This window comes from Halodurantibacterium daqingense (assembly GCF_042666235.1).
Taxonomy (GTDB): domain Bacteria; phylum Pseudomonadota; class Alphaproteobacteria; order Rhodobacterales; family Rhodobacteraceae; genus Halodurantibacterium; species Halodurantibacterium daqingensis.
This window is the reverse complement of the sequence record NZ_JBHTFQ010000004.1, coordinates 1-24,347: the sequence shown is the minus strand read 5'-3', so window position 1 is coordinate 24,347 and position 24,347 is coordinate 1. Positions and strand designations below refer to the sequence as shown.

Genomic DNA, 24,347 nt, shown 5'->3' with positions numbered 1-24,347 from the left:
GATGATCCTCACCGAATGCATGCGCCGCGGCAACAGGATTGCCGCGGCGCGGGGTCAAAGGGTGGGAGGTCTCAGAACCGCATGCCCAGGCTGAGGCTGATGGCCGAGGCGGTGTTGCGCTCGCCGAAGGCACCGCTATAGCGTGTCGAGAGGACGGTCGTGTCGTTCAGGTCGTAGTCAATGCCGAAACCGACAGTCGCGACATCGCCCGTCATGCCGACGGCCGAGATGTCGAACGTGTCGCCGCCCGCAAAGGCCAGGCCGACGGTTGCCTCGTCGCCCGAAAACACGGTCCGATAGGCAAGATCGGCACGCAGGCGCGTTGCGCCCGTCGGGCCAAGAGCGGTCTGCAGGCGCGCCCCCAGATCGCCGTAGGTGGCGTTGTAGCTGCTGTCCTCGACACGCAGCGCGGCGGCGCTGCCTGTCTCGCGCAGGCCCTCGGCCGCGACATGCACATGGCCAAGCCGCGCGAAGGGGATCAACTGCAGGGTGTCGAAGGCCACCCGATGCTCGACCTCGGCAAAGAGGTGGGTCGTGTCCATCGTGCCGCTGACCGAGGCGCGTTCGGCCGAAGGGCCGATCCGCAGGTCGCGGTGGCCCGACAAGCGGCTGCGGCTGAAACTGGCCCCTCCGCGCAGGCTGGTCGCACCGATCTGCGTGCCCAGCGACAGCCCCAGATGCAGATCGTCGGTATCGATCCGGCCCGAGGCGCCATCCAGCGACAGCGAGCCGTGACCAAATCCGACCATCCCGCCCAGGTTCACCCCGCCCGCGGTGGCCGCGTTCACCCCAAACAGCGTGCCGACCGTGTCGCGGTTGACATCAAACAGATCGCTGCTGCCGGCGGCAGTGCCGTCCTTGCCATAGGCGCCGATCCAGACAGTCGTGCCTTCGGCGGGGGTCTGCGCGTTCTGGCGCCAGATGTCGCCGACAAGAACGCTCTGGTCGGCCAGCGCACCGAAGGCCGCCACGTTCATCTCGCCGGACAGGTCGGTAAAGGTGGCCCGGGCCGTCTCGCCGCCCAGCATCACGACGCGGTCGAACAGGGCATTGCCCGCGCCAAGGCGTTCCAGCGCATCGGCGGTGGCGCGGCTGTTGCCGCTGGTTGCGACCGTGCGAAAGGCGGTGTCGTTGCGTTCGAGGTTCAGCCCGAGGCTGGTGCTGCCATAACGCAGTCGCGCATCGAGAAAGGCCAGCGAGGACCTGACGCTGTCGAAGGTGCCGGTGATGCCGCCCGGTGCCGTCAGGATCTGATACTCGGTATTCAGGGCATAGGCGCCGGCCTCTGACAGGGCCAGCACGCTGCCGCCGTTGATCACCGCTCTCCCGGTCACATCGACGCGGTCGGTATTGCCGTCGGCATCGGTCTCGACCTCGAAGATCGCGCCCTGGGCAAAGGACAGGTTCCCGTCGATGGTCAGGGTGCCGATGCTGTTGCCGGCGCCGAGCGTTCCGCCGCTGGCGATCGCAACGCTCGCGGTGGTGCCGGTGCCGCCAAGCCGCGCGCCATCGGCCACGGTCATCAGGCCCGATCCGGCGATCGATCCGTTGACGATCAGCGCCCCGCGCTCGACCATGGTGCCGCCGGAATAGGTATTGGTCGCCGAGAGCACCAGTTGCCCGTCGCCGCGCTTGATCAGATCGCCACTGCCCGAGATCACGCCGCTGGCGTCGATACGCCCGGCTTCGTCACGCACGTCCAGCCAGCCGCCCTGCCCCTCCAGGACCACCGCGCGATCAAGGGCTGTCATGCTGGTGCCCAGCATCGCCAGACCGCCGCCGTTCAGCCGCAGCTGGGCGTCCGCATTGCCGAGCGCCGCATCCTCGGTGATCAGGATCGTGCCGCCATCGGCCACCAGCGTTTCGCCGATGAAGCTGTGATCGTCGATGCAATAGTCCAGCACCGCCTGCTGAAAGCGCGGGTCGCTGGTCGTGCAATCCAGCAGGGTGGTGCGCTCGGCCTCGGTCAGATCGGTAAGGATCGGGTTGCCGTTCGCATCGGCGATCTGCCCCAGATAGACGTCGGTGCGCATGTTGTTGCGGCTGAGCAGGAATTCCCCGCCGCGTTCGCCCCAGGTGGTGGCCTGCGCATCCCAGGCCAGGCGGGTCTGATCGTCGCCGAAGGTTTCCAGCCGGGGGCCGATCCAACGGACCTCATGTGCCACCAGATCATGATCCGACAGCGGCGCCGGGGTGCCATCGGGACGTTCCACCGTGATGTCGCGGATCGTGCCCAGATAGGGATCGTTGGGATCACTGACGATGGCGAACCACTTGCCGAAGGGACGCGCCGCAAGAAAATGATCGATCCGCACCCGGTCCCAGCCATGCCAGGTGTTCTCGTCATCCTCCAGCACGGAGGGCCAGGTGCTGCGGCCGTCGCCCAGCGGATGCGGCGCGAACAACTCGCGCTCGGCCTCGGTCTGCAGCAGCATGAACTGCTGTTTCAGCACGTTCATGGTGACGGGCGTGTTGCCGGCGACGGGATAGATCTCGTCGTCGAAGGTGATCCCGTTCCGGGCCATGTCATGGGCGATGATGGTCTCCCACTGGCGCCAGCTCATGTTGTTGATGCTGGTGATGCCCGGAAATTCATCGCGGTTCTGGGCGAAGTATTCCTGAAGCACGTTCATGTAACGCGGCTGCCCGTTCTCTTCGACCGCCTGCATCGCGGCAACATAGGCGGCATATTGCTCTTCGCGGCCCTCGGGGATGTATTGCTGCGCCAGATCCCCCCACAGCGCATTGCTGCCCGGCCGCATGAGCATGCGTGCAAAAAGATAGGACTGTTGTTCGGCGCGATGCAGGCCACGTTCGGCCACATCGCCGGCATTGAAATCGCCGCCCATGATCAGCGGCGCATTCAGGCCTTTTGCCCAGGCGTTCAGCGCCTGCGCCTCGGCGACGCGGCGGGCGGGGCTGTCGCCATAGTCGAAATGCACGGCACCGACCGTGATGCCGGGACGCCCGCCGGCGCCCTTGATCTGCGCCCAGGTGATGTCGCGCCCCTGGGTGGGGATGTCTGGCAGCCGATGGGTTCCGATCGTGCCGGGCAGGCGCGACAGCAGGGCGGAACTGCCCGCAGTCGCGCCCTGATACGTTCCCAGACCCGCATTTTCCAGCAGGTCCGGAAGGTCGCTGACATAGCGTTTGTTGCTGCCCGCCTCCTGCATCAGGATCACGTCGTAATCGCCCTTGGCAAGGAACTGCGCCGGACCGGTCACATTCTGATTGAAACGGGTCCACACGTTGTAGGTCAGCAGGCGCAAGGTGTCGTCATGCGACTGCGCCGCAACCGAGGCAGGCGAGACGAGCAGCGCGGCAAAGGCCGCGCTGCAAAGCAGACGCCGACAGGGACGGGCGGATCTGGGATTACAGGAGAATTCGTTGATCATCTGTTTGACTTTCCGCTTGGAGAGGCAGGGGACTGCTGGCAGTGCCAAGCGCTGCTATCGCGCAGATCGATGTAACTTTAATGACAAATGTTCCAAATTATACATTTGGCAGCCCGGCGGCGCGCATCGGCGGGACGCGTCGCGCGGCCGGGGCTCTTGCGACCTGAGGCACGGGATCGGCGGCCGGCGGAAACACCTTCAAGCGCCGGCTTCCGGCCCGCGAAACGCAGATCGGCCTCTGGCTCGGCCTTCGGGATGGCAGCGTGGCGGAACTGGCTGTGGGCACCGGTTCAGACGGGCTGGTGATCGACGGCGAATACGGGTCCAACGGGCTGGGCGACGTGCTGGCACAGCTGCGATCGAGACGGTCCGGCGGCCTGACGGGGATGGAACGGGTCCTCGCGGTTGGCGCGGCCATTTGCCGAGAGGAACCGGCCACTTCCGGCCCGCCACGGTCGCAGAGAAACGTGGCTGTGCCATGCAGGTCTCTGCCGTGCCCCTGCCCTCGGCGGGACGTCCTGCCGTCAAGGATGCGGGGTGAGAGCCCTGACCCCGGCAGATGCGGACGAGCGCGGGCATGGCGGGCGCCGATTGTGCCTTTGGCTGTTGCAGCTTTTCGCGACGGTGGCGCGTTCCACCTTCCGCATCCCGGTGCGGAGGGCAGGGTGGCACCCGCCCGCACGCCCGGCAGCGCGGCCTGCCGCGCATCGGATTGACTCAAGTTGACAGAAAGACTAAGGTTATGTCGTCCCAAGCTGGAGCCCCCGGGCCGCGCCAGGTTACGCCCAACCCGACCTCGCGCTCCGGCTGATCCCGCATCCGGGCACACGCATGGACGCCGAGGTTCAGCCTCAGGACCTGATGATGCGCCTGCACTTCCTGCTTGTACTTCCTCTGCTGGGCTCTGGCCCCCTTCATGCCGCGCCGATCACCTTCACCGACCATGAGGGCCGCGAGGTGTCGCTGCCGGCGCCGGCGCAGCGCATCGCCGCGATCCCCATTCCGATGGCCTCGACGCTGATCGCCATCGACGGGGCGACCGATCGGCTGGTGGGCATGAACCCGACCGCCAGATCCGCGATCCTCGAGGGTATCCTTGGCCGGATCTTCCCCGAGGCGCGGGATATTCCTTCGGACATCACCGCGGCGAACTTCATTCCGAATGTCGAGGAGCTGGCCCGGGTCAATCCGGATCTGGTCATCCAGTGGGCGGGGCGCGGCCCGGATTTCATCGATCCGATCACCAATGCCGGGCTGAACCTGATGACCATCATGTACGGCACCGAAGAGCGCACCCGTGACTACATGGCCATGGCCGCCACCGCGATGGGCCGGCCCGAACGGATCGAGGCGCTGATCGACTGGCGCGCCGAGGTTCAGGCCGATCTCGAGGCGCGCAGCGCCGGGTTGACCCAGGCAGAGCGCCCTTCGGTTCTCTATCTGCTGCGCGCCATGGATAACCTCAGGGCCTCGGGGACCGAGGACAATTACAACGCCTGGTATCACATGCTTGCCGGCGGCCGGAACGCGGCCGAGGACATGGTGGGCGGCTGGGCCGATATCAGCGCCGAACAGGTCGCGACCTGGAACCCCGATGTGATTTTTCTGAATTCGTTCGAGCCCGATCTGACGATCGACCGGATCCTGGAGGATCCGATCCTGTCGCTGACCACTGCGGCGCAGACCGGCCGCGTCTACAAGATGCCGCTGGGCGGCTATCGCTGGGATCCCCCCAGTCAGGAAAGCCCGCTGACCTGGATGTGGACGGCGAACCTGCTGCATCCCGACCTGTTCGATTACGATCTGCGCGCCGAGATGCGCAGGGCCTACCAGCTTCTTTACAACCACGATCTGTCCGATGCCGAGATCGACGAGATCCTGGGGATGGAGATGCAGGGCGGTCAGGCGAATTATGCGCAGTTCGCGGTGAAATGAGCGCCGTTTCCGAACATGCGCCGCGGCCAGCCCGGCTGGCCCTTCGGCTGGGCGCCTTCCCCGTGATGATCCTGGCCCTCTCGCTGGCCATGCTTTACGCGCTGGGGGCCGGCCGTTTCGATGTCTCGTGGCTGCGCATCGTCGAAATCCTCTGGGCACGTGTGCAGGACCTCTCCGGCAGCCCCGAAACCATGGATGCCCGCATCATCGAGCTGGTGCGCCTGCCGCGGGTGCTGCTGGCGGCCCTCTCGGGCGCGGCGCTTGCGGTCGGGGGGGCTGCATTGCAGGGCGTGTTCCGGAACCCGCTGGTCAGCCCGCAGGTGCTGGGCATCAGCCAGGGCGGGGCCTTTGGCGGCGCGCTGGCGATCCTGCTGGGCTTTCACGGCGCGATCCTTCTGGGGCTGTCCTTCGGCTTCGGGCTGCTGGCGCTGCTGCTTGTCGGGCTCCTGTCCCGTATAGACGGCCGGACCGAGGTGCTGACCGTCATTCTGGCGGGCATGGTGGTGGGCGCCTTTTTCGCGGCACTGGTGTCGGTGCTGCAATTCATCGCGGATCCCAACGCCTCGCTGCCGGCCATCGTCTATTGGCTGATGGGCTCTTTCTCGACGGCGACATGGGCACGGCTGGGGATGGCGGTGCCGGGAATGGTGGCGGGGCTGCTTCTGGTCGGCGCCATGCGCTATCGGCTGAACCTGCTGGCGCTGGACGAGGCCGAGGCCCGCGCGCTGGGGGTGAGGCCCGAGCGCGAGCGCTGGCTGATCTTCGTCGCCGCCACGCTGATGACGGGCACCTCGGTGGCCGTTGCCGGGATCATCGGCTGGATCGGGCTGGTGGTGCCCCATGCCGCGCGGCTGATCGTGGGCGAGGACCACCGCCTGCTGATCCCCGCCTCGGGGCTGCTGGGAGCCGCTTATCTTGTGCTGATCGACACGCTGGCGCGCACGCTGACGGCGGCGGAAATCCCGCTGGGGGTGCTGACCGCGCTGATCGGCGCCCCGGTTTTCGCGATCCTGTTGCGTCAGCATTTTCGAAGGGCAGGGCGGGCATGATCGGACTCACGCAGGCAAGCCTGTCCTTCGGGGCGTTGCGGCTGTTCACGGGCCTTTCGCTTGAGGTGCCGCGCGGGCGCACCACGGCGATCCTGGGCCCCAACGGGCGGGGCAAGACCACGTTGCTGCGCGCGATGCTCGGGTTTCAGCCGCTTGATCGCGGCCGCCGCCACGGACCTGCCATCGTGGGCTATGTGCCCCAGCATGGCGCTTCGCAGGCGAAACTCTCGGGGCTCGAGGTGGTGACCATGGGGCGGGCGGCGCGCCTCGGGCTGTTCGGCCAGCCCGGCGTCCGGGACCGCGAGGCCGCCCGGGCGGCGCTTGTTCAGGTGGGAGCCTGTCATCTGGCGGATCTGCGCCATGATCGCATGTCCGGGGGGCAGCGGCAGATGATCCTGATCGCGCGGGCGCTTGCCACCGGATCGGATGCGCTGGTGCTGGACGAGCCGACCTCGGCGCTTGATCTTGGCAATCAGGCGCGCACGCTGTCGCTGATCGCTGCACTGGGGCGGGCAGGCGACCGCGCCATCCTCTTCACGACGCATGACCCGAACCACGCTCTCGCAGTTGCCGATGAAGTGGTGCTGATGATGCCGGGCGGTGCCGTCGTGCACGGGCCTGCCGCAGCGATGATCACCCCGGATCTGATGGCCGAGCTTTACGGCGTTCCCATGCATTGGGTGCGCCCCGAAGGGCCTGGATCGCGGATCGCCATGCTGCCCGCATTCACAGGAAAGGACGCCGCATGAGCGTGATCTGGCTGCACTCGGGCCATGGCCAGCCCCCAGAACCCATCCGCGACGCCGCCGCTGCAGGGCGGGTGACCGTCCTGCCGCAGGCAGAACTGACCGAGGCCGCGCTGCTGGCCCATCGCGGGCTGGTCACGGGCATGCTGTGCGATCAGGATGCGATGATGGCGTTGCGCCCGGCCCTGGCCCGGTTTCTGGCAGCGGGCGGACGCTGGGTGTTCAATGGCCATCTTCTTCGCCCGCTGGTCGAGGGTCTGGCGCCCTATCAGCCGATTCCGGCGCCGAAGCGGTCCGATTTCGCCCTGACGGCGCAGGTGGCGCATCCGATCTTCACCGGATTTGACCTGAAGAAGCTTGAGGCGAACAAGGGCGTGGCCGGATTTTATGGACGGGGGGCGAACCCGCCGCCGATCGGGGCAGTGATCCTGAACACGCTCGGGGCAGGGGTGCCGGTTGACTGGATCTGGCCGCAACCGGGGGGCGGGGCGTTCTTCAGCCACGCCGGCAATGATCTGGGGCAGATCGCGACGATGCACGGAATCGGCGCGCGGGTCTGGGGCAACCTGATCGACTGGGCAGCAGGGGGGGCCTGTGTGCCGGACGATGCGCCACGCGTGGCGAGCGAGCCCGCGCCCGGCAGCTTCACCACGGCTCCACCCGCCCGCAGCGCGCCCGAGGCCCCGCGCCTGATCGCCGTCAACGCCGGAACCTATTATCACATCGAGACGATCGAGGGCGCGCGCTACCGCGACAGCTTCGATCTCGCCATCGCTCCGGAACAGATCGGCGCGGTGCTGACGCCGGAGGATGTCCTGTTCGTCACCTGCCGCACCCCGCCGCAGCGCATGATCGCGCAGCGGGGGCTGCTGGCCGCGCATCTGGCTGCGGGTGGAACCGTCGTGGCCATGGGCGAAAGCCGAAGCGATCTCTGGCTGCCGCATGTTGCCTTCACCCCGACGGAAACGAACTGGTGGTGGTGGCTGACCCCGGGGGCCGAGCTGGGTGTGCGGGTTGCGGGACCGCATCCGCTTCTTGAGGGGCTGGGCGATGCAGATGTCACCTGGCACCTGCACGGCTGGTTCGCGCCGCCCGAAGGCGCGCAGGTTCTGGTGCGCGATGGCGCGGGCCGGGCGGTTGCCTATGAGGACAGCTGCACGACGCCGGGCCGGATCATCGTGACATCGCTGGACCCCTGTTATCACCACGGCAGCCGGTTCATGCCGGCGACGACGCGGTTTCTGGACCGGTTTCTGCCCAATCTGCGGCAACTTGTGCTTGAGGAGAGTCCGGCATGAGGCAGGATCAGATTTCGGTCGCCGAGGATGGCAGAATCCTGACATTCGATTTCGAGATGCTGCTTGCCTTTCACGGCGGCGGCTTTCCGGGCGGAGTGGTGCATGGTTTGAAGGCCATGCAGGCGGGTTTCGCCGCGCTTGGCGATCCGCCTTTGCCACGCCGTGACATCCATGTGCTGACCGCCTTCCCCGGCCCCGGCGGCCGCGACGCGGTGGAATGTGTCACCCGTGCGTTCACCGACGGGCGCTACGAGGTGAACCGGTCGCTGGGCGGGGCGGATGTGATCAGCGCCCTGCCCGGACCCTACCTCTGGCGGTTCACGCTGGGGGACCGGGGTGTCGAAGTCACGATCCGTCCCGGCCATGTCCTGCCGGAGTTCGTGGCGCTTGGGGCGCTGTCGTCCCGCGATGCCGATCAGGACGCCCGGCTGGAATTCCTGAAGCGGGAGATGGCCCAACGCCTGCTGCCCTTGCCAGCGCAGGACATCTACCGCGCCCGCGCCATTTCCTGCGCCTGAGCGCGGGGTCGCGCCCGCAGTCCGCCCGCAGCCCATCTCCGGGCCCAGAGCGGGGCCTTGCCACGCGGCGCTGATCGGAGGCCCGATTGTTTCGGCAAAGAGGCCGGAGCCCGCAGGCCCTCATCTGCATCTGGCCGGGGCGTAATCAGCAGGACGCGCGGGCGTGCCGCCTTTCCGGCGCGATCGCCCTCGCGCCGCGGCCCTGGCGGGAGGGCGGCCGGAGCAAGGGTGTTGCGGGATCTTCGGGTGATGTGCCGGGCGCGTGCAGCGCTTCCGCCTTGGACGACCAGCAGGAGCCTCGGCCCGAAGGGCCTGCAAGATCGCGCAGGCCGGTCCGGCAGATGTGCCACGGACAAAGCCTCGACCGGCGGCCGGCCCATGGCGCAGCCTTGCAGGAGGGTGTCGCTTTCAGCCCGGGCCAGCTGGCCCCGCCGGCCATCGACCACGAGACCTGCCCCAGGTCCGGGCCCGATGCGCGGCATGGCGCAGTGCCTCTATGATCTGGCCGGGACAGAAAACTGTCCCTTCGTCACGGGAATGTCATTTCCGGCCGTTAAAGGGGCCCGTCACCGATGGAAGGGAACCGATATGAAACATCTGCTGATCACCGCCGCGCTTGTCAGCCTTGCCGGCACTGCCGCCCAGGCCGAGTTCAGGCTGGACGGGCGCTATACGGATGCCGATGGCGACATGGTGGCCGATATTCCGACCGACCCGGCGCAGCTGGTTGACCCCGCGCAGCTGATCTTTGCCTATACCCCGGTCGAGGATCCGGCCGTCTATGCCGAGGCCTGGTCGGATTTCCTTGTCCATCTGGAGCAGGTGACCGGCAAGCCCGTTCAGTTCTTCCCCGTCCAGTCGAATGCCGCGCAGATCGAGGCGATGCGTGCCGGCCGGCTGCATGTTGCAGGCTTCAACACCGGCTCGAACCCGCTGGCCATCGCCTGCGCGGGCTTCCGCCCCTTTGCGATGATGGCCGCCGAGGATGGCAGCTTTGGCTACGAGATGGAGTTCATCACCCATCCCGACAGCGGCATCGCCTCGGTCGAGGATATCCGCGGCCGGACAATGGCCTTTACCTCGGAGACCTCGAATTCGGGCTACAAGGCGCCCTCGGCGCTCCTGGCCGCCGAATATGGCATGGAGGCCGGCGTCGATTTCACCCCCGCCTTCTCGGGCGCGCATGACAACTCGATCCTGGGGGTTGCGAACCGCGATTATGACGCCGCCGCCATCGCCAATTCGGTTCTGGCGCGGATGGTGGACCGGGGCGTGGTGTCGATGGACCAGATCACCTCGATCTACCGCTCCGAGACGTTCCCGACCACGGGCTATGGCGTGGCGCACAACCTGACGCCCGAACTGCAGCAGGCGATCCAGGACGCCTTCTTCAGCTTTGACTGGGAAGGCACCTCGCTGGCCGAGGAATTCACGAAATCCGGCGAGACGCAGTTCATCCCGATCACCTTCGCCGAACACTGGGCCGTGGTGCGCGATATCGATGCCGCGATGGGCGTGCGCTACGACTGCAACTGAGCCAGCCCCGACGTCCCGGGCCATGGGCGGGGGAAACCCCGCCCGATCCTATTCGCGAAAGGGGGCAGGCGATGCTCAGCATCCGGAACCTGACCAAGACCTACAAGACCGGCGACAAGGCGCTGTCCGAGGTAAGCTTCGACCTGCCCAGGGGGCAGGTGGTGGGGCTGATCGGGCCGTCGGGCGCGGGCAAATCGACGCTGATCCGCTGCATCAACCGGCTGGTCGAACCGACAGGCGGCACGGTGCTGCTGAACGATCTGGATGTGACGGCGCTTGGTGCCGCCGATCTGCGCCGGGCGCGCCGCCGCATCGGCATGATCTTTCAGGAATATGCCCTGGTCGAGCGGCTGACCGTCATGGAAAACGTGCTGTCGGGGCGGCTCGGCTATGTTCCGTTCTGGCGATCCTTCACGCGCCGCTTTCCGGCCGCCGATATCGCGCGGGCCTTTCGCCTGCTGGACCGGGTCGGGCTTTCGGCGCATGTGGACAAGCGCGCCGATGCGCTGTCGGGCGGGCAGCGCCAGCGTGTCGGCATCGCCCGCGCGCTCGAGCAGGAGCCCGAGCTTCTTCTGATCGACGAACCGACCGCCAGCCTTGATCCGCGCACCAGCCGCCAGATCATGCGCCTGATCACCGAGATCTGCCGCGAAGACGGCCTGCCCGCGATCATCAACATCCATGACGTGCTGTTGGCCCGGCAATTCGCGGACCGGATCATCGGCCTTCAGGCGGGCCGCGTGGTGTTCGACGGCCCGCCCTCCGCGCTGACCGATGATGTGCTGACACGCATCTATGGCGCCGAGGACTGGGCAGCGATGCAGAAGGGCCCCGCCGAGGAGGCCGAGGAAGCGGCGCAGACCCGCGCCGAAACCGACCGCCTGCTGGAGGCGCTCTGATGGCCGACGCGACCCATTGGCCCACCGCATGGAAGCGCCCGCCGCAGATGATCCGGTCGCGCCCCTGGCGGGTGATCCTGACGGTGGGGGCGGTGCTTTACCTGATCCTGGCCATCGGCAGCGTCGAGGTGAACTGGGCGCGGCTGTCGGAAGGCTGGGAACGCGGCGCGCGCTTTGTCGGCGGCTTCCTGCAGCCCGATTTCACCTCGCGCTGGCGCGATATCTCGACCGGCCTGGTCGAAAGCCTGACGATGACGCTGACCTCGACGGTGGTGGGGGTGCTGATTTCGGTTCCCGTCGGGCTGGGGGCGGCGCGCAACCTGGCGCCGCGCTGGGTTTATGCGCTGTGCCGCAGCCTCATTGCCGCCAGCCGCGCGCTGCAGGAGATCATCGTGGCGATCTTCTTCGTCGCGCTCTTCGGCTTTGGCGCCTTCGCGGGGTTCCTGACGCTGACCTTCGCCACGATCGGCTTCATCGCCAAACTGCTGGCCGAGGATATCGAGGACATGGACGAAACCCAGGCCGAGGCCATCCGCGCCACCGGTGCAAGCTGGTGGCAGGTGGTGAACTATGCCGTCCAGCCGCAGGTGATGCCGCGGCTGCTGGGCCTGAGCCTCTATCGGCTGGACATCAATTTCCGGGAATCGGCGGTCATCGGCATCGTCGGCGCGGGGGGGATCGGCGGCACGCTGAACACGGCGCTGAACCGCTATGAATATGACAGCGCGGGGGCGATCCTGCTGATCATCATCGCCATCGTGATGGTGGCCGAATATGCCTCGGGCCATCTGCGGAGGATGCTGAAATGAGTGCGACCGACATCTGGCGGCACCGCAGCCCGCGCGGGCAACTGGTGCTATGGGCCGGCTGGCTGGCACTGGTGGCGCTGTTCGTCTGGTGCTGGACCCTGATGACCCGGCGCACGATGTGGGTCTTTGTCCATGACGCACCGAATGCCGCCGCCGATCTGGTCGGCCGGGCGCTGCCGCCGCGCTGGTCCTATCTGGAGCGGCTCTGGCAGCCGCTGATCGACACGATCAACATCGCGACGCTGGGCACGCTGCTGGGCATCGTGCTGGCCGTGCCGCTGGCCTTCCTTGCGGCGGCAAACACCACGCCGTCGCGGTTTGTCGCGCGCCCCCTGGCGCTGTTCCTGATCGTCGCCTCGCGTTCGATCAACTCGCTGATCTGGGCGCTTCTGCTGGTGTCGATCCTCGGGCCGGGGCTGCTGGCAGGGATCCTGGCCATCGCCTTCCGGTCGATCGGCTTCATCGGCAAGCTGCTTTATGAGGCGATCGAGGAAACCGACATCGCCCAGATCGAGGCGGTCACGGCCACCGGGGCCAGCCGGTTGCAGGTGCTGAACTACGCGATCGTTCCGCAGGTTCTGCCCACCTTCTACGGCATCTCGGTGTTCCGCTGGGACATCAACATCCGCGAAAGCGCGATCCTCGGGCTGGTCGGGGCAGGGGGCATCGGCGCGCAGCTGCAGGCGAGCCTGAACGTGCTCGCCTGGCCGCAGGTCAGCCTCATCATCCTGGTGATCCTGGCGACGGTGGTGATGTCGGAATGGATCTCGGCCCGCGTCCGCCACGCGATCATCTGAGCCAGAGAAAGCGCACCACCCCTGCTTGCGCGCCCCCCGCGCCCGGCGCGCCGAGGGCGCCGCCGGCCCCCCGGGTCAGGGCGAAGGCCCGCGGACATCTGCGGGTCGAAGGCCCCGCCTGCCGCCGCTTCCGGCACCAGCGGAAGGTGCACAGGCCGTTCCGGGAGTGGGTGCGCGTCAAGGCGCGCTCACATCCGTTGCGGCGCCCGCCGCATCGGGGCCTGCGTGGCGCAAGGCCGCGATCGGCCGGACCGGGCTGAAGGATCGGCGCCGCCCGCGCCCGCCAAGGTGCCGCCCCGTCACCGAAGGTTCCGGCACCGCGCGAGCTTTGTCATTTGTCCGCAGCCCGCGCCCAAAAACGCGGCAGCCGGCCCGACACCCCGTGCGCGCCGCTTGACAGGCAGCAAGCGGCGACCGTTCCATCCAGGAATCGGGAATGACGGAAGCACCAGCAAAGGAACTGCCCATGTGCAACATATGCCTGATAGAGGGCGTGAAAGCCCATATGCTCTCGCGCCGCAGCCTCTTTTCCGGCGCGGCGGTCACGGCCGCAGCGGGTCTTGCTGCCGGGGCGCTGTCGGCACGGCCTGCGCTGGCGCAGGCGTCCGGGCGGGTGGTGGACCTTACCCATGCCTATGACAGCGATTTTCCCACGTTCGATGGCCAGCCGGGTATCCTCTATGAGACCGACAAGGATTTTGAGCCCGACGGCTATCACCTCTTCAAGCTGACGATTTTCGAACATACCGGAACCCATATCGACGCGCCCCTGCATTTTTCCCAAGGCGGAACCTCGGTCGATGCCCTGCCGGTCGAAAATCTGATCGCGCCGCTTTGCGTCGTCGACATTTCCGACCGGGCGGCCGAGGATCCGAATGCGATGGTGGAACCCGCCGATATCGAGGCTTGGATCTCGGCTCATGGCGCGATCCCCGAGGGGGCCTGCATTGCGATGCACTCGGGCTGGTCGGCGCGGATCGGGGATCCGTCGTGGCGCAACCTGCCGGACGGGACCATGGCCTTTCCCGGCTTTTCCCGCGCGGCGACCGATCTGCTGGCCGAGGCGGGGGCCGGATCTATCGGCGTGGACACGATGTCGCTTGATCCGGGCAATTCGGCGGATTTCGCAGTGCATTACGCGTGGCTACCCTCCGGCCGTTTCGGCATCGAGGGGCTGGCCAATCTCGACCAGCTTCCCGCGTCCGGCGCCACGATCTTCATCGGCGCGCCGAAGCACCGCGGCGGCACCGGTGGTCCCGCCCGCGTCATGGCACTTGTCTGAGGCAGGCAGCGACGGGCGCTCGGCGTCCGTCGCGCCGCTGGATGAAGGCGAGGATCGTCAGCAACAGGCGAAGTGCCGCCGCCACGCGACCGGGGCGGCAGCGTCCCTTCCCGCCCCCGGGGGCGGGACAAGCGCCCACCCTGATCCTTGCCTTGGCCCGGCAGCATCGCGCCAGCCATGAAACCGGCAAGGCCTCCCGACCCGGCCCGGCAGATCGCCGGGATACCGGACCTGTCTCGGCGGGTCTTCGCGCTACAGGGCCATCTCGTGTGTGATGCGCCCGCCGCAGATGGTCAGCGCCACGCCCTGACGGTCGATCTCACACGGCGCGACGTTTTCCAGATCGCAGTCGAGCATCACCAGATCGGCCGCCAGCCCCTCGCGCAGGCGGCCGGTGACATGGTCGCGATGTGCGGCCCAGGCGCCGCCGGCGGTATAGGCATGCAGCGTCTGCATCAGATCCAGCCGTTCGTCGCCCGCCCCGGGAAAGGGTGCGCGCGTCAGGGCCGCCCGGATCCCGCGCAGGACCGACACATCCGTCACCGGCCAGTCGCTAGCAAAGGCAAGGGGCGCACCCGCCTCAGCCAGCGTGCGGCACAGATAGGCGTCCTTCCATCGGGCTGCGCCGATCTGGCCGAGGGTCGGTTCCAGCGGGAAATCCATTGCGCCGGGCGGGTGCGCAGGCTGAAGGCTGGCGGTGATGCCAAGCGCGCCGAGCCGCGGGATGTCGGCCGGATCGATCAGTTCGATATGTTCGATCCGGTGCCGGCTGTCGCGCGGGCCGTTGGCGGCGCGCGCGGCGGCATAGCCGTCGACGGTGGCGCGCACCGCGCCGTCTCCGATGGCGTGGACGGCGATCTGCAGGCCGCGGCGGTCGATTTCGGTCGCGATCCGGGCAAAGCGGTCGGGCGGGAAAAGCGGCTCTGACCTGTGCCCGGGCTGATCGGGATAATCGTTCAGCATGAAGGCCGTGCGGCTGTCGATCACCCCATCCATGAACATCTTGACGAAACCCGACGACAGCCAGTCGTCGTCGAATTCGGCGGTCATCTCGGTGGCACGGTCAAGCTCGGCCAGATCCATCTGCGGTTTGAAGTGAAACGGCACCTTGACCCGCGCCAGCAGATCGCCCTGCGCCTGCAACTCGCGCAGCAGCACCAGCGTATAGCGGTTGCCATCCATGTTCACCATCGAGGTGATGCCGTGGGCGGCGCAATGTTGCAGCCCGCGCAGCACCCTGGCGCGATCTATCGCCCGTTCGGCCGGCTCGGGCCAGGGCGAGGGTTCGGCCCCCGTGGCGATGCCGAGGTTGAGCCGCGCCTCGCCGCCAAGTGCGATGACGGGGGAAAAGGCCTCGAACTCGCGCAACTCGCCCGTCGCACAGCCGTCCGGCCCCATTACCACCTCATGGCCATGGGGCGTCGCCATCCCCTGCAGGATGCCCGCGGCCCGCAGCGCCGCCGTATTGGCCCAGACCGTGTGATGATCGTGCGCGGTGATGGCGATCGGCCGGTCGGGCAGCATCGCGTCCAGATCATGCCGGGTCATCGGGCGGCCGATGATGCCGTAATCCGCCCCCTGCGCCATCAGCAGCGGCCGGTCCGGGTGCCGCGCGGCAAAGCCGCGGAAGGCATCGCGCAGGGCATCCAGCCCATGCAGGCCGGTCAGATGCAGATGCGAAAGCTCTGCGCCGCCCAGGACGAGGTGCAGATGGCTTTCGACAAAGCCCGGGAGCACGCTGCGACCCCGTCCGTCGATTACCCGGGTCGCCGGGCCGGCCAGCGCCTCTGTTTCCGCGGGCGTGCCCAGGGCAAGGATCCGCCCCCCACCAAGCGCGATGGCCCCGGCGCGGGGGCGGGCGGGATCCATGGTCAGGATGCGGGCATTGGTGACGATCAGGTCCGGAGTCATTGGTGCGCTTTCGCTGGGCTGGGGCGGCCGTGCCTGTCGGCCGGCGATTGGGCAGGGGCGGCGGCCGAACCGCCGCCCGGCATGTCGGCATGGCCGACGCGTCAGGACTGAAGCTCTGTCCAGATCGCGGACAGGTACTCCATGAAGCGGGGCGAACAGGTCGGCACGAACCGTCCGGCGGCCCGGAACTCCTCGGGCGTTGCCACTTCGGGCGCGTCACGCATGTCTTCGGGCAGGAAGGGCTCCGACCCCTCGATCCCGTTGGCATAGCGGGCGAAGTCGGAAATCATCGCGGCATTCTCCGGCTCCATGATGAAGTCGAGGAATTGATAGGCTTCGTCCACGTTCCGCGCATCGGACAAGAGCGCCACGGAATCCATGAACAGCGGATAGCCCTCGCGCGGGTAGCCGTATTGCACATCCGGGTTGGCCAGGCGCGCGCGCATGGTCGAGCCGTTCCAGTTGACGCTGGCCGCCCAGTCGTTGTTGGCAAGCCGTTCGGTGGCGCCGTAATCCATCGAGATCCAGTGCGGCTTGGCCGCCACCAGCCCGTCGCGCACCTTCCGCAGCACCTCCAGATCCTCGGTGCAGGGCTCGCCCCCATAATAGAAGATCGCGAGGTTGAGCACATCCGTCATCTCGGGCACCACATTGACCCGGCCCTTCAGCTCATCCGGCACGTCGATGAAGATGGCCGATGTATGGATGTCGCCGGAATAGACCGAGGTATTGACCGCGACGCCCACCGATCCCCATTGCCATGGCACGGTGAAGCGCCGGCCCGGATCCCAGTCCACATCGACCCACTGATCGGCGATGTTGCCGTGATTGGGCAGGCGGTCGAGGTCGAGTTCCGCGATCAGCCCCTTGTCGCGGAAGATCGGCACATAGTTGGTCGAGGGCACCACAAGGTCGAAGCCGTGGCCGCCGGCCTCGATCCGGGCGAGGGCGGTATCGTTGCTGTCGTAATCGGTGACGGTAACCCGGATGCCGGTCTCGGCCTCGAACTTGGCCAGCAGTTCCGGACTGGTGTAGTTGCCCCAGTTGTAGAGGTTCAGAACCCCCTGTGCCTGGGCAAGGCCGGTGGTTGCCAGCATGGCGGCCAGCGTCGCAAGCGTCAGTTTCATGGCAGTCTCCCTGTTGGTCAGTTCTTCTTTCGGTTCAGTAGGAAGAAGGCCGTCAGCAGCGTCACGGTCAGCGCCAGCAGCGCGGTCGAGATTGCGTTGACCTCGGGCGTGATCGCGCGGCGCATCTGGCCCAGCATGTAGGTGGGCAGCGTGTCCTGCCCGGCGGATTTCACGAATTCGGTGATGATGACGTCATCCAGGCTGATGACGAAGGCCAGCATCGCCCCTGCCGCGATGCCCGGCGTCAGCAGCGGCAGGGTGACATGGCGAAAGCTCTGCCAGGGCGAGGCGTAGAGGTCCGCGGCCGCGGTCTCGAGGCTCAGGTCCATGCCTTCCAGCCGGGCACGGATGGGCAGATAGGCAAAGGGCGTGCAGAAGGCCGAATGCGCCGCGATCAGATAGCCCAGCCCCTGATAGCCGGTCGCGACCTTGATCGAGGCAAAGAAGATCAGCAACGCCACGGCGGTGACGATCTCGGGCACCATCAAGGGCTGGTTTATCATCACATAGATCAGCCCCTGGCCGCGAAAGCGTGGCCGCCGCGTCGTGCCAAGAGCGGCCATGGTGGCCACGGTGGTGGCGATCAGGCTGGCCGCGGTGGCGATCACCAGCGATCGCGCCGTGGCATCCTTGACCGCCTGGTTGTTCCAGGCTTCGCCGTACCAGTGCAATGAAAACCCCTGCCAGACCGCGATCGAGGGGCCGCCGTTGAAGGAATAGACGACCAGCGTGACAATGGGCAGGTAAAGGCAGACGAAGACGGCCACCGCGACGGCGGCAAAGCCCGGCAGACGCGAGACGGTAAAGCCGCGCTCAGCCATGGTGATGCCCCCCGCTGCCGCGGTTCGCTGCCCGCACGAAGATCACCAGCGCAAGGCCCACGATCAGCAACAGCGTCATCGACAGGGCCGCGCCCAGCGGCCAGTTCCGGCCCTGTCCGAACTGAAGCTCGATGAAATTGCCGATCATCATGTTCTTGCCCCCGCCCAGGATGCGCGGCGTGACATAGGCCCCCAGCGAGGGAACGAAGACGAGAATCGAGCCTGCCACCAGCCCGGGCCGGACGATGGGCAGGATGATGACGTGGCGCAGAACCTTCGGGCGGCTCGCATAGAGGTCATAGGCGGCCTCGAGCAGGCGCATGTCGAACCGCTCGATCGCCGCGAACAGCGGCAGCACCATCAGCGGCAGATAGACATAGGCCATGCCGACCAGCACCGCCCCGTCGGTATAAAGCATCTGCAACGGCGCGCCGATCACTCCCAGCCGCAGCAGGAGCGTGTTCAACAGCCCTTCGTTGCGCAGGATCTCGCCGATGGCGAAGGTGCGGATCAGCAGGTTCGTCCAGAACGGGATGGTGATGAGAAACAGCCATGCCGCCCGCTGCGTGGCAGGCCGCGTTGCGATGAACCAGGCTGTCGGAAAGCCCAGGACCAGTGCGATGAGCGTGGTAAGCAGCGAAAGCTTCACGCTGCGCCAGACGATCGTCAGATGCGCATCGGCCAGCCGCAGCGAGCCGTCGAAGATGTCGCGGGTAAAGAGGATGCCGATCCAGCCATCAAGGCTGAATTCCCAGATCACGTTGCCATAGGCGCCCTTCTGAAGGAACGAATAGGTCAGCACGATCAGCAGCGGCCCCGAGGCCGCGAAGAACAGCAGCACCAGCGCCGGCGCCGACAGAAGCCAGCCGTTGCGGGCAGAGCGGCGGTGCGCGGGATCCTGCGGCATTGCCGTCACTCCCCGATCAGCCGTGCCGCGCCGGGCGCAAAGGTGACATCGACCCTGTCGCCCGGAGCGAGCGCGGCCTCGCCCCCCGGCGGCAGGGGCAGGCGGGCAGTCAGGGTGGCGCCGTCCGGCAGATGCAGCTGTGCGTGCATGTCGGTGCCGAAATAGATCAGCCGCCCCACGGTCGCGGGAATGGCGTCCGGCGCCGCCCCGCTCCACGATCCGTCGCGGTCTGCCGTTCCCCGTGCCGCCGCCGCCTGTCCGGGGGTGGTGACGCGCAGCTGTTCGGGCCGGATACACAGCACCGGCCCCTCGCCCTGGGCCGCGACCACGGCGCCACAGCCGAGGCGCACGCCCCCCGGCGCCGGGGTGACCGGCAGGAAGTTCGTCTCGCCGATGAAGTCGGCGACAAAGCGATTGACAGGGGCGGTATAGATCTCGCGCGGGGGGGCGACCTGCTGCAGGCGGCCCTCGCTCATCACGCCGATCCGGTCGCTCATGGTCAGGGCCTCTTCCTGGTCATGGGTGACGAAGACAAAGGTGATTCCGGTTTCCTGCTGCAACCGCTTCAACTCGACCTGCATCTCCTTGCGCAGCTTCAGGTCCAGCGCCGACAGCGGCTCGTCCAGCAGCAGCACGGCGGGTTGCGGCGCCAGCGCCCGGGCCAGCGCCACGCGCTGCTGCTGCCCGCCCGACAGCGCCGCCGTCCGGCGTTCGGCCAGATGGTCCAGCCGGACCAGCGCCAGCATCCGTGCCGTGCGCTCGGCGATCTCGGACCGGCTGCGCCCCTGCATCCGCAGGCCGAAGCCCACGTTCTCGCGCACGGTGAGATGCGGGAAAAGCGCATAGGACTGAAAGACCGTGTTCACCTGCCGCCGGTTCGGCGGCAGCCCCGTCACATCCTGCCCCTCCAGCAGGATGCGCCCGGCCGTCGGCTGCTCGAACCCCGCGATCAGGCGCAAAAGCGTGGTCTTGCCGCAGCCCGAGGGGCCGAGAAGGGTAAAGAATTCCCCCTTGCGGATGCCAAGGGAAACCTCGTCGAGCGCACGGACGGCAAAGCTGCCCTGTCCGAAGCTCTTGATCACCTGTTCGACCGTGACCGCGTTGTCCTGGCTCAAGCGTCTTGCCCCCGTCGCTGATCTTCGGGCCTCTGTCGGGCCGTTTGCGTCATATGAACAAGGACGCGACGCGCGGGCAATGAAAACTTGTTGCTGCCGCAGATCCCGTCCGGAGGCGGCGCGGCGGGGTTCTGCGCGCGGCCGGACAGCAAACTGCCCGCGTTTTCAGCGTCGCGTGGACGACGCCCGGGTTGGCTTGCATATCCTGATGGCCCCCGAGCGGAAAGGATGCGCCGGGGCCGGGGCACCTGGACTGCGGCGATGGTGCCCGTCCGCGGCGCGAGAGCAGGAAAACCCCGGCGCTCCCGTGCCCGATCCCGGTGCGGCCCCGCACCCGCACGCGGCGGGCCCTCCGAACCACCGCCGGCAAAAGGGGCCGCCGCGGTTCGCGTGCCACGACACCTGCCATCCTGCGACACGGCCAGCCCGGTGTCCGGAGGAGGAACGCGCGAGACCGTGCCCGTGGTGGCGCCGGTCGCAGCCGGCATCGGACGGCCCGGCCCGTATCCGCGGCCACCGCAAGGCGGGTGAGGGCGCTGGAGGGTGCAGGGCCGTCCCGCACCCCGCAAGCCCGAGGCGGACAGCGGCCGCATGTTGGAGGCGCGGCGCGCCTGCGCAGGGGAATCCGCCGCACTGCGCGCCTGCATTCCCCGATGGCCGCTGGATGACGAAGCAGCTTGCTTCTTGCGAGGTTCTGCGTCGAGATCCTCACCCCCTGATGACCAGATGAAGGTCAAGGCCACCTTTCTGCGCGCTGCGGGCAGGAGCACGCGCCTGGCAAGAGCCTTGTTCCGCATCGCGGCCCGTCGGCGCCAGGGCGGCAGCCGTGACTGCATCAGCAGGATCGCCTGTCGGGCGTCGCTGAGGCACGCAGGCAACCCGTTCGGGGATGCCGCGGCACGTCATGGCGGCTCGTCCGGCCGGGACGGGCCGTTACGCAGGTTAGCAGCCGATCGAAGGTGCGTGGGCGGTCAGACCATTGCAGTAAATCATGAGGCCCGTGACAAGGCTCTGCTCCGGGTTCGCGGATCCCTCGGGTCGAGAAGCGGGCTACTCGGTTCCCGGCGCCTGCCGGTCACGGAACCTGGCCAGTTCGCGCATCAGTTGATGCTTGAGGATGGGTTTGCCGATGAAGGCGAGGGGTTCGACATCCGACAGGGCCTTGCGGGTCTCGTCGTCGAGATTGCCGCTGATGAAGATGCAGCGCACGCCCAGAACATCATGAAGCCAGCGGGATGCATCGACGCCGGAGGCGCCGTTTGCCAGCCGCAGATCCATCAACGCGAGGTCCGGCCGCTCTTTCCGTGCGGCGCTCTTGCAGCTTTCGAAGTCCCGCACCACGGCCGTCACCAGATGGCCCAGATCCTCCACCTGATCCTGAAGATCAAGCGCGATGAGAAACTCGTCCTCGACGATCAGAATGCGCAGGCTCATGCGATCTGCAGAGGCATTTGGACGACCACACGATGCCCTGGTTCTGCAGAGGCTGTCGTCATGGAGGCGTCGAGTTGTGCAACAAGGCCGTCGATGATGCGCGTGCCGAGGCCGGGTTCGGCAACTTCCGCCTTTCCTGTTCCATTGTCGGTCACTTCAAGCACGAGCTTTCCATCTTCCAGACCGGTCGCGACCCGGATGATCCCATCCGGAACACCCGCAAGGCCATGCTTGATCGCGTTCGTCGCCAACTCGTTCACGATCAGCGCGAGCGGGATCGCCTTGTCGGCCGGCAGGTTCACACCAACGGCATCGCACCGGACTTCAACGCCGGCTGTCCCGGCATCGCCGGAGGCAAGATTTTCGCACAGTTCACGAAGATACGCGCCGAAGGCAACGGTCGTCACCTCGTGGGAACGGTAGAGCATCTCATGTACGGAGGTGACGGCCCGGACCCGTGCGGCCGCCGCCTGAAGCCGTTCGCGCACATCGCCCGCGCCGGCGCGGCGCGCGTCGGTGTTGAGGATGCTGGCCACGAGCTGAAGGCTGTTCTTGATGCGGTGGTTCACCTCGCCCAGGAGCGATTCCTTCTGTGCCAGCAGACGGTCCCGTTCCTCCAGCGTCTCTGCCAGTTTTTCTTCGCGCTCTTTCGCAGCGGTGATGTCGAGGCTGACGACAAGGAAGCGGGGCAGCGCATCGCGATGATCCCGCACGAGTTCGCCATGCGACGACAACCACCGCGTCGTGCCGTCTTCCCGCGCCAGGCGGTGCGCGAAGGACATGACCGTATGCTCCGGCGCGTTCATGTCCCGCTCGAAGGCGGCCTGGAAGTCGGCCCGGTCCTCAGGATGGACCAGGGCGAAGAAGTCGGCCGCCGGCAGTGTGCCCTCCCGGTCCGGAAGTCCCAGCATGACGGCAAGCGCACGAGACATGTATATGGTCTCCGTGCTTGGGTCGTATTCCCAGAAAGCCAGGTCGTTGAGCCGCTGGGCAGAACGCAGGCGGATCGCCTGATCGCGGCGGAACAGCGTCTCTGCGGTGACGTCTTCAACATGGTGGATCAACGCCACGACCTTGCCGTCGCGCAGGACAGGCGTGTTCAACGGCTTCCAGTAACGTTCCTCGAAACCGCCTGCCGGGCCGCGCACCGGGATGTCATACTTCTGAACTGACATTGCATGCGGGCGCCCCGTCGCGCGCGCCGTCTCCAGCGAAGCGCGCAGGTTGCGCACGCCATCGGCGGTCGGATCATCGGGATTGTCGGGGAAGGCCTCGAATATCGCCACGCCGACCAGGTTCTCGCGCCGGGTTCTGGTCAGGTCCAGATACTGCTGGTTGACGTCGATGATGTTGAAGTCCCTGTCGAGGATGAGATAGCCGTGTGGCGCCACTTCGAAGACAGCGTTGCGCAGCACCTCAGCTTCCAGTTCTTCCGACGTTCCGGCCATCTCCGTCCCCGTACGCATGTCAACATGTTGCCATTATTTAGGCCATCGTTCAGGAAGCCAAGCCCAAGCCGCAGTTGAGGCGCAGCCAGGGCGCGCATCCGTATCTCGGGTCATCCCGCGGCCCGCGATGTTCAAGGGGGGTGCAGTCCTGGCCGGAGCCTTCGTCAAGCACGGCGCCCGCGGCTGTCATGCCCGTGCGCGGCGCATGGCAGGTGCTCTTCTGCGGGGCGAGCCTTGCTGCACCATGCGGTGAAGGATCGGAAGGTTCGATCGCGATCCTTCCGGCCTCAGGCCCGCGGGTCAGAAAGAAGGGTCCGAAGACAAGTGAGGGCGCTTGATCGGGCGGGAAAAGCCAGGCTGACCACCGAACTGCAGGCGGTGAGGGATGCCTGGGCTGGGCGATCGCTTCTTCGTGCCCGCGGGCCAGCCAGCGACCGGGGGGTGCGGCCGCCCTCTTGAACCGCATGCCCGGTGCCGAATGGCTGATCGCCGTCGGCGGCCGTGATGCCAGCTGGTTCCGGGATGCGTGGAACTACAAGGAGATACGCCCTGGATTCCCGGACCGGACTCCCGAGGCAGGACCGTCCGCCACAACAAGCGCCGCCACAAAGGCGCAGTCGCCGAGAGATCGTGGTCGGCAGGCTCAAGGATCGGCGCCGCATCCCCCCGCCCTGCGACAGGTGCCCGTAGGTCTGTCTTTCCGCAGTGATCCTCGCCGCAACGGTCATGTTTCGGCTTTGATGATCAATGCGTCGGAGCCCGACGAACAGGGCCTGCACCTGCGCCCCGGCCTGGCCACCGACCGGACGCAGGAGGGCAATGCCTGGACGCTCCGCCTGGGTGAAGGGATCAGGTTCCACAACGGCGAGACGATGACGGCCGAGCATCTGGCCTTACCCTGGCGCGGAAGGGCTTTGGGGAATGATCCGCGTTCCAGCGGCGCGGCTGTATCTTTACCGCAGGCTTCACCCGGGTCGAGCGCCCTGGCAGAGGCCGCCGGCAGGGGCGAAATCTGCGCCGAGATCCGCGAGATCACCCGGCACCACCCGGTCGATCAAGGGTCCGCCACATCCTGGACGGACGGGTGAGATCGTCGAGGAGGCGACGCGATCCATGCCTTCGGCGCCGGTGACAGCTTGGCCCTGAAGCCGGGATCTGTCGGCCAGGGGAAGACGGTGGAAACCCTGTGCAAGATCCATGTCATCGCCGCCTGACTGATGCCCGCCTGGATCACCAATATCCGATCCCCCTATATCGCGTTCCGGCCGGTGCCCGAACTGCCCCGCTCGATCGAGCTTGTGGTGGCCTGGCCGGCGGGCG

At 67.1% G+C, this 24,347-nt stretch carries 19 protein-coding genes; 11 read left to right on the top strand and 8 right to left on the bottom strand.

Translation table 11 applies throughout. From position 1 onward, the window contains the following. Positions 1-71: 71 nt before the first annotated feature. A complete protein-coding gene (locus tag ACFQXB_RS08230) occupies positions 72-3,395 on the bottom strand; it encodes an autotransporter domain-containing protein (protein WP_377401969.1) in 3,324 nt (1,107 codons plus the stop codon). Between the two features lie 831 nt (positions 3,396-4,226). Between ACFQXB_RS08230 and ACFQXB_RS08225 the strand changes: the two genes are divergently transcribed. The 10 genes from ACFQXB_RS08225 (at position 4,227) to ACFQXB_RS08180 (ending at position 14,264) form a co-directional block, all read left to right on the top strand. Beyond that, positions 4,227-5,330 carry an ABC transporter substrate-binding protein gene (locus tag ACFQXB_RS08225; RefSeq protein WP_377401966.1) on the top strand — a complete coding sequence of 368 codons (1,104 nt, stop codon included), beginning with the start codon at positions 4,227-4,229 and terminating at the stop codon, positions 5,328-5,330. Beyond that, positions 5,327-6,379: a FecCD family ABC transporter permease gene (locus tag ACFQXB_RS08220; protein ID WP_377401963.1), complete on the top strand. Its 1,053-nt coding sequence runs from the start codon at positions 5,327-5,329 to the stop codon at positions 6,377-6,379. The genes ACFQXB_RS08225 and ACFQXB_RS08220 overlap by 4 nt, the downstream gene beginning before the upstream one ends. Further along, on the top strand, positions 6,376-7,128 hold the full coding sequence (locus ACFQXB_RS08215) for an ABC transporter ATP-binding protein (protein ID WP_377401960.1): 753 nt from the start codon (positions 6,376-6,378) through the stop codon (positions 7,126-7,128). Before ACFQXB_RS08220 ends, ACFQXB_RS08215 begins: the two co-directional genes overlap by 4 nt. Further along, complete coding sequence (locus ACFQXB_RS08210) at positions 7,125-8,423, top strand: hypothetical protein (RefSeq protein ID WP_377401957.1); 1,299 nt, start codon at positions 7,125-7,127, stop codon at positions 8,421-8,423. The genes ACFQXB_RS08215 and ACFQXB_RS08210 overlap by 4 nt, the downstream gene beginning before the upstream one ends. Beyond that, positions 8,420-8,941: a hypothetical protein gene (locus ACFQXB_RS08205; protein ID WP_377401954.1), complete on the top strand. Its 522-nt coding sequence runs from the start codon at positions 8,420-8,422 to the stop codon at positions 8,939-8,941. Before ACFQXB_RS08210 ends, ACFQXB_RS08205 begins: the two co-directional genes overlap by 4 nt. Before the next feature lie 588 nt (positions 8,942-9,529). Then, on the top strand, positions 9,530-10,477 hold the full coding sequence (phnD, locus tag ACFQXB_RS08200; RefSeq protein WP_377401951.1) for a phosphate/phosphite/phosphonate ABC transporter substrate-binding protein: 948 nt from the start codon (positions 9,530-9,532) through the stop codon (positions 10,475-10,477). 71 nt (positions 10,478-10,548) lie between these two features. Beyond that, positions 10,549-11,376 carry a phosphonate ABC transporter ATP-binding protein gene (phnC, locus tag ACFQXB_RS08195; protein WP_377401948.1) on the top strand — a complete coding sequence of 276 codons (828 nt, stop codon included), beginning with the start codon at positions 10,549-10,551 and terminating at the stop codon, positions 11,374-11,376. After that, positions 11,376-12,185 carry a phosphonate ABC transporter, permease protein PhnE gene (gene phnE, locus ACFQXB_RS08190; RefSeq protein WP_377401945.1) on the top strand — a complete coding sequence of 270 codons (810 nt, stop codon included), beginning with the start codon at positions 11,376-11,378 and terminating at the stop codon, positions 12,183-12,185. Before phnC ends, phnE (ACFQXB_RS08190) begins: the two co-directional genes overlap by 1 nt. After that, positions 12,182-12,982: a phosphonate ABC transporter, permease protein PhnE gene (phnE, locus tag ACFQXB_RS08185; RefSeq protein WP_377401942.1), complete on the top strand. Its 801-nt coding sequence runs from the start codon at positions 12,182-12,184 to the stop codon at positions 12,980-12,982. The genes phnE (ACFQXB_RS08190) and phnE (ACFQXB_RS08185) overlap by 4 nt, the downstream gene beginning before the upstream one ends. 466 nt (positions 12,983-13,448) lie before the next feature. Further along, positions 13,449-14,264 (top strand): cyclase family protein, encoded by an 816-nt coding sequence (locus ACFQXB_RS08180; RefSeq protein WP_377401939.1) that lies wholly within the window; start codon positions 13,449-13,451, stop codon positions 14,262-14,264. A 252-nt stretch (positions 14,265-14,516) separates the two neighbouring features. Here the strand turns inward: ACFQXB_RS08180 and ACFQXB_RS08175 are convergent, their stop codons facing one another. The 7 genes from ACFQXB_RS08175 to ACFQXB_RS08145 all read right to left on the bottom strand — a co-directional run bounded on the left by ACFQXB_RS08175 (position 14,517) and on the right by ACFQXB_RS08145 (position 23,027). Next, a complete protein-coding gene (locus tag ACFQXB_RS08175; RefSeq protein WP_377401936.1) occupies positions 14,517-16,175 on the bottom strand; it encodes an amidohydrolase in 1,659 nt (552 codons plus the stop codon). A gap of 101 nt (positions 16,176-16,276) precedes the next feature. Then, positions 16,277-17,302, bottom strand: a complete 1,026-nt coding sequence (locus tag ACFQXB_RS08170) for an extracellular solute-binding protein (protein WP_377401933.1) — start codon at positions 17,300-17,302, stop codon at positions 16,277-16,279. 17 nt (positions 17,303-17,319) lie between these two features. Beyond that, positions 17,320-18,123 carry an ABC transporter permease gene (locus ACFQXB_RS08165; protein WP_377401930.1) on the bottom strand — a complete coding sequence of 268 codons (804 nt, stop codon included), beginning with the start codon at positions 18,121-18,123 and terminating at the stop codon, positions 17,320-17,322. Then, positions 18,116-19,030 (bottom strand): ABC transporter permease, encoded by a 915-nt coding sequence (locus tag ACFQXB_RS08160; RefSeq protein ID WP_377401927.1) that lies wholly within the window; start codon positions 19,028-19,030, stop codon positions 18,116-18,118. Before ACFQXB_RS08160 ends, ACFQXB_RS08165 begins: the two co-directional genes overlap by 8 nt. A gap of 5 nt (positions 19,031-19,035) precedes the next feature. Then, positions 19,036-20,145, bottom strand: a complete 1,110-nt coding sequence (locus ACFQXB_RS08155; RefSeq protein ID WP_377401924.1) for an ABC transporter ATP-binding protein — start codon at positions 20,143-20,145, stop codon at positions 19,036-19,038. Between the two features lie 1,050 nt (positions 20,146-21,195). Further along, entirely contained in the window at positions 21,196-21,579 is a 384-nt protein-coding gene (locus tag ACFQXB_RS08150; protein WP_377401921.1) for a response regulator, read from the bottom strand. Beyond that, positions 21,576-23,027, bottom strand: coding sequence for a sensor histidine kinase (locus ACFQXB_RS08145; protein ID WP_377401918.1), 1,452 nt, complete (start codon positions 23,025-23,027; stop codon positions 21,576-21,578). Before ACFQXB_RS08145 ends, ACFQXB_RS08150 begins: the two co-directional genes overlap by 4 nt. Positions 23,028-23,767: 740 nt before the next feature. Between ACFQXB_RS08145 and ACFQXB_RS08140 the strand changes: the two genes are divergently transcribed. Continuing rightward, entirely contained in the window at positions 23,768-24,115 is a 348-nt protein-coding gene (locus ACFQXB_RS08140; RefSeq protein ID WP_377401915.1) for a hypothetical protein, read from the top strand. The last annotated feature ends 232 nt before the right edge of the window (positions 24,116-24,347 follow it).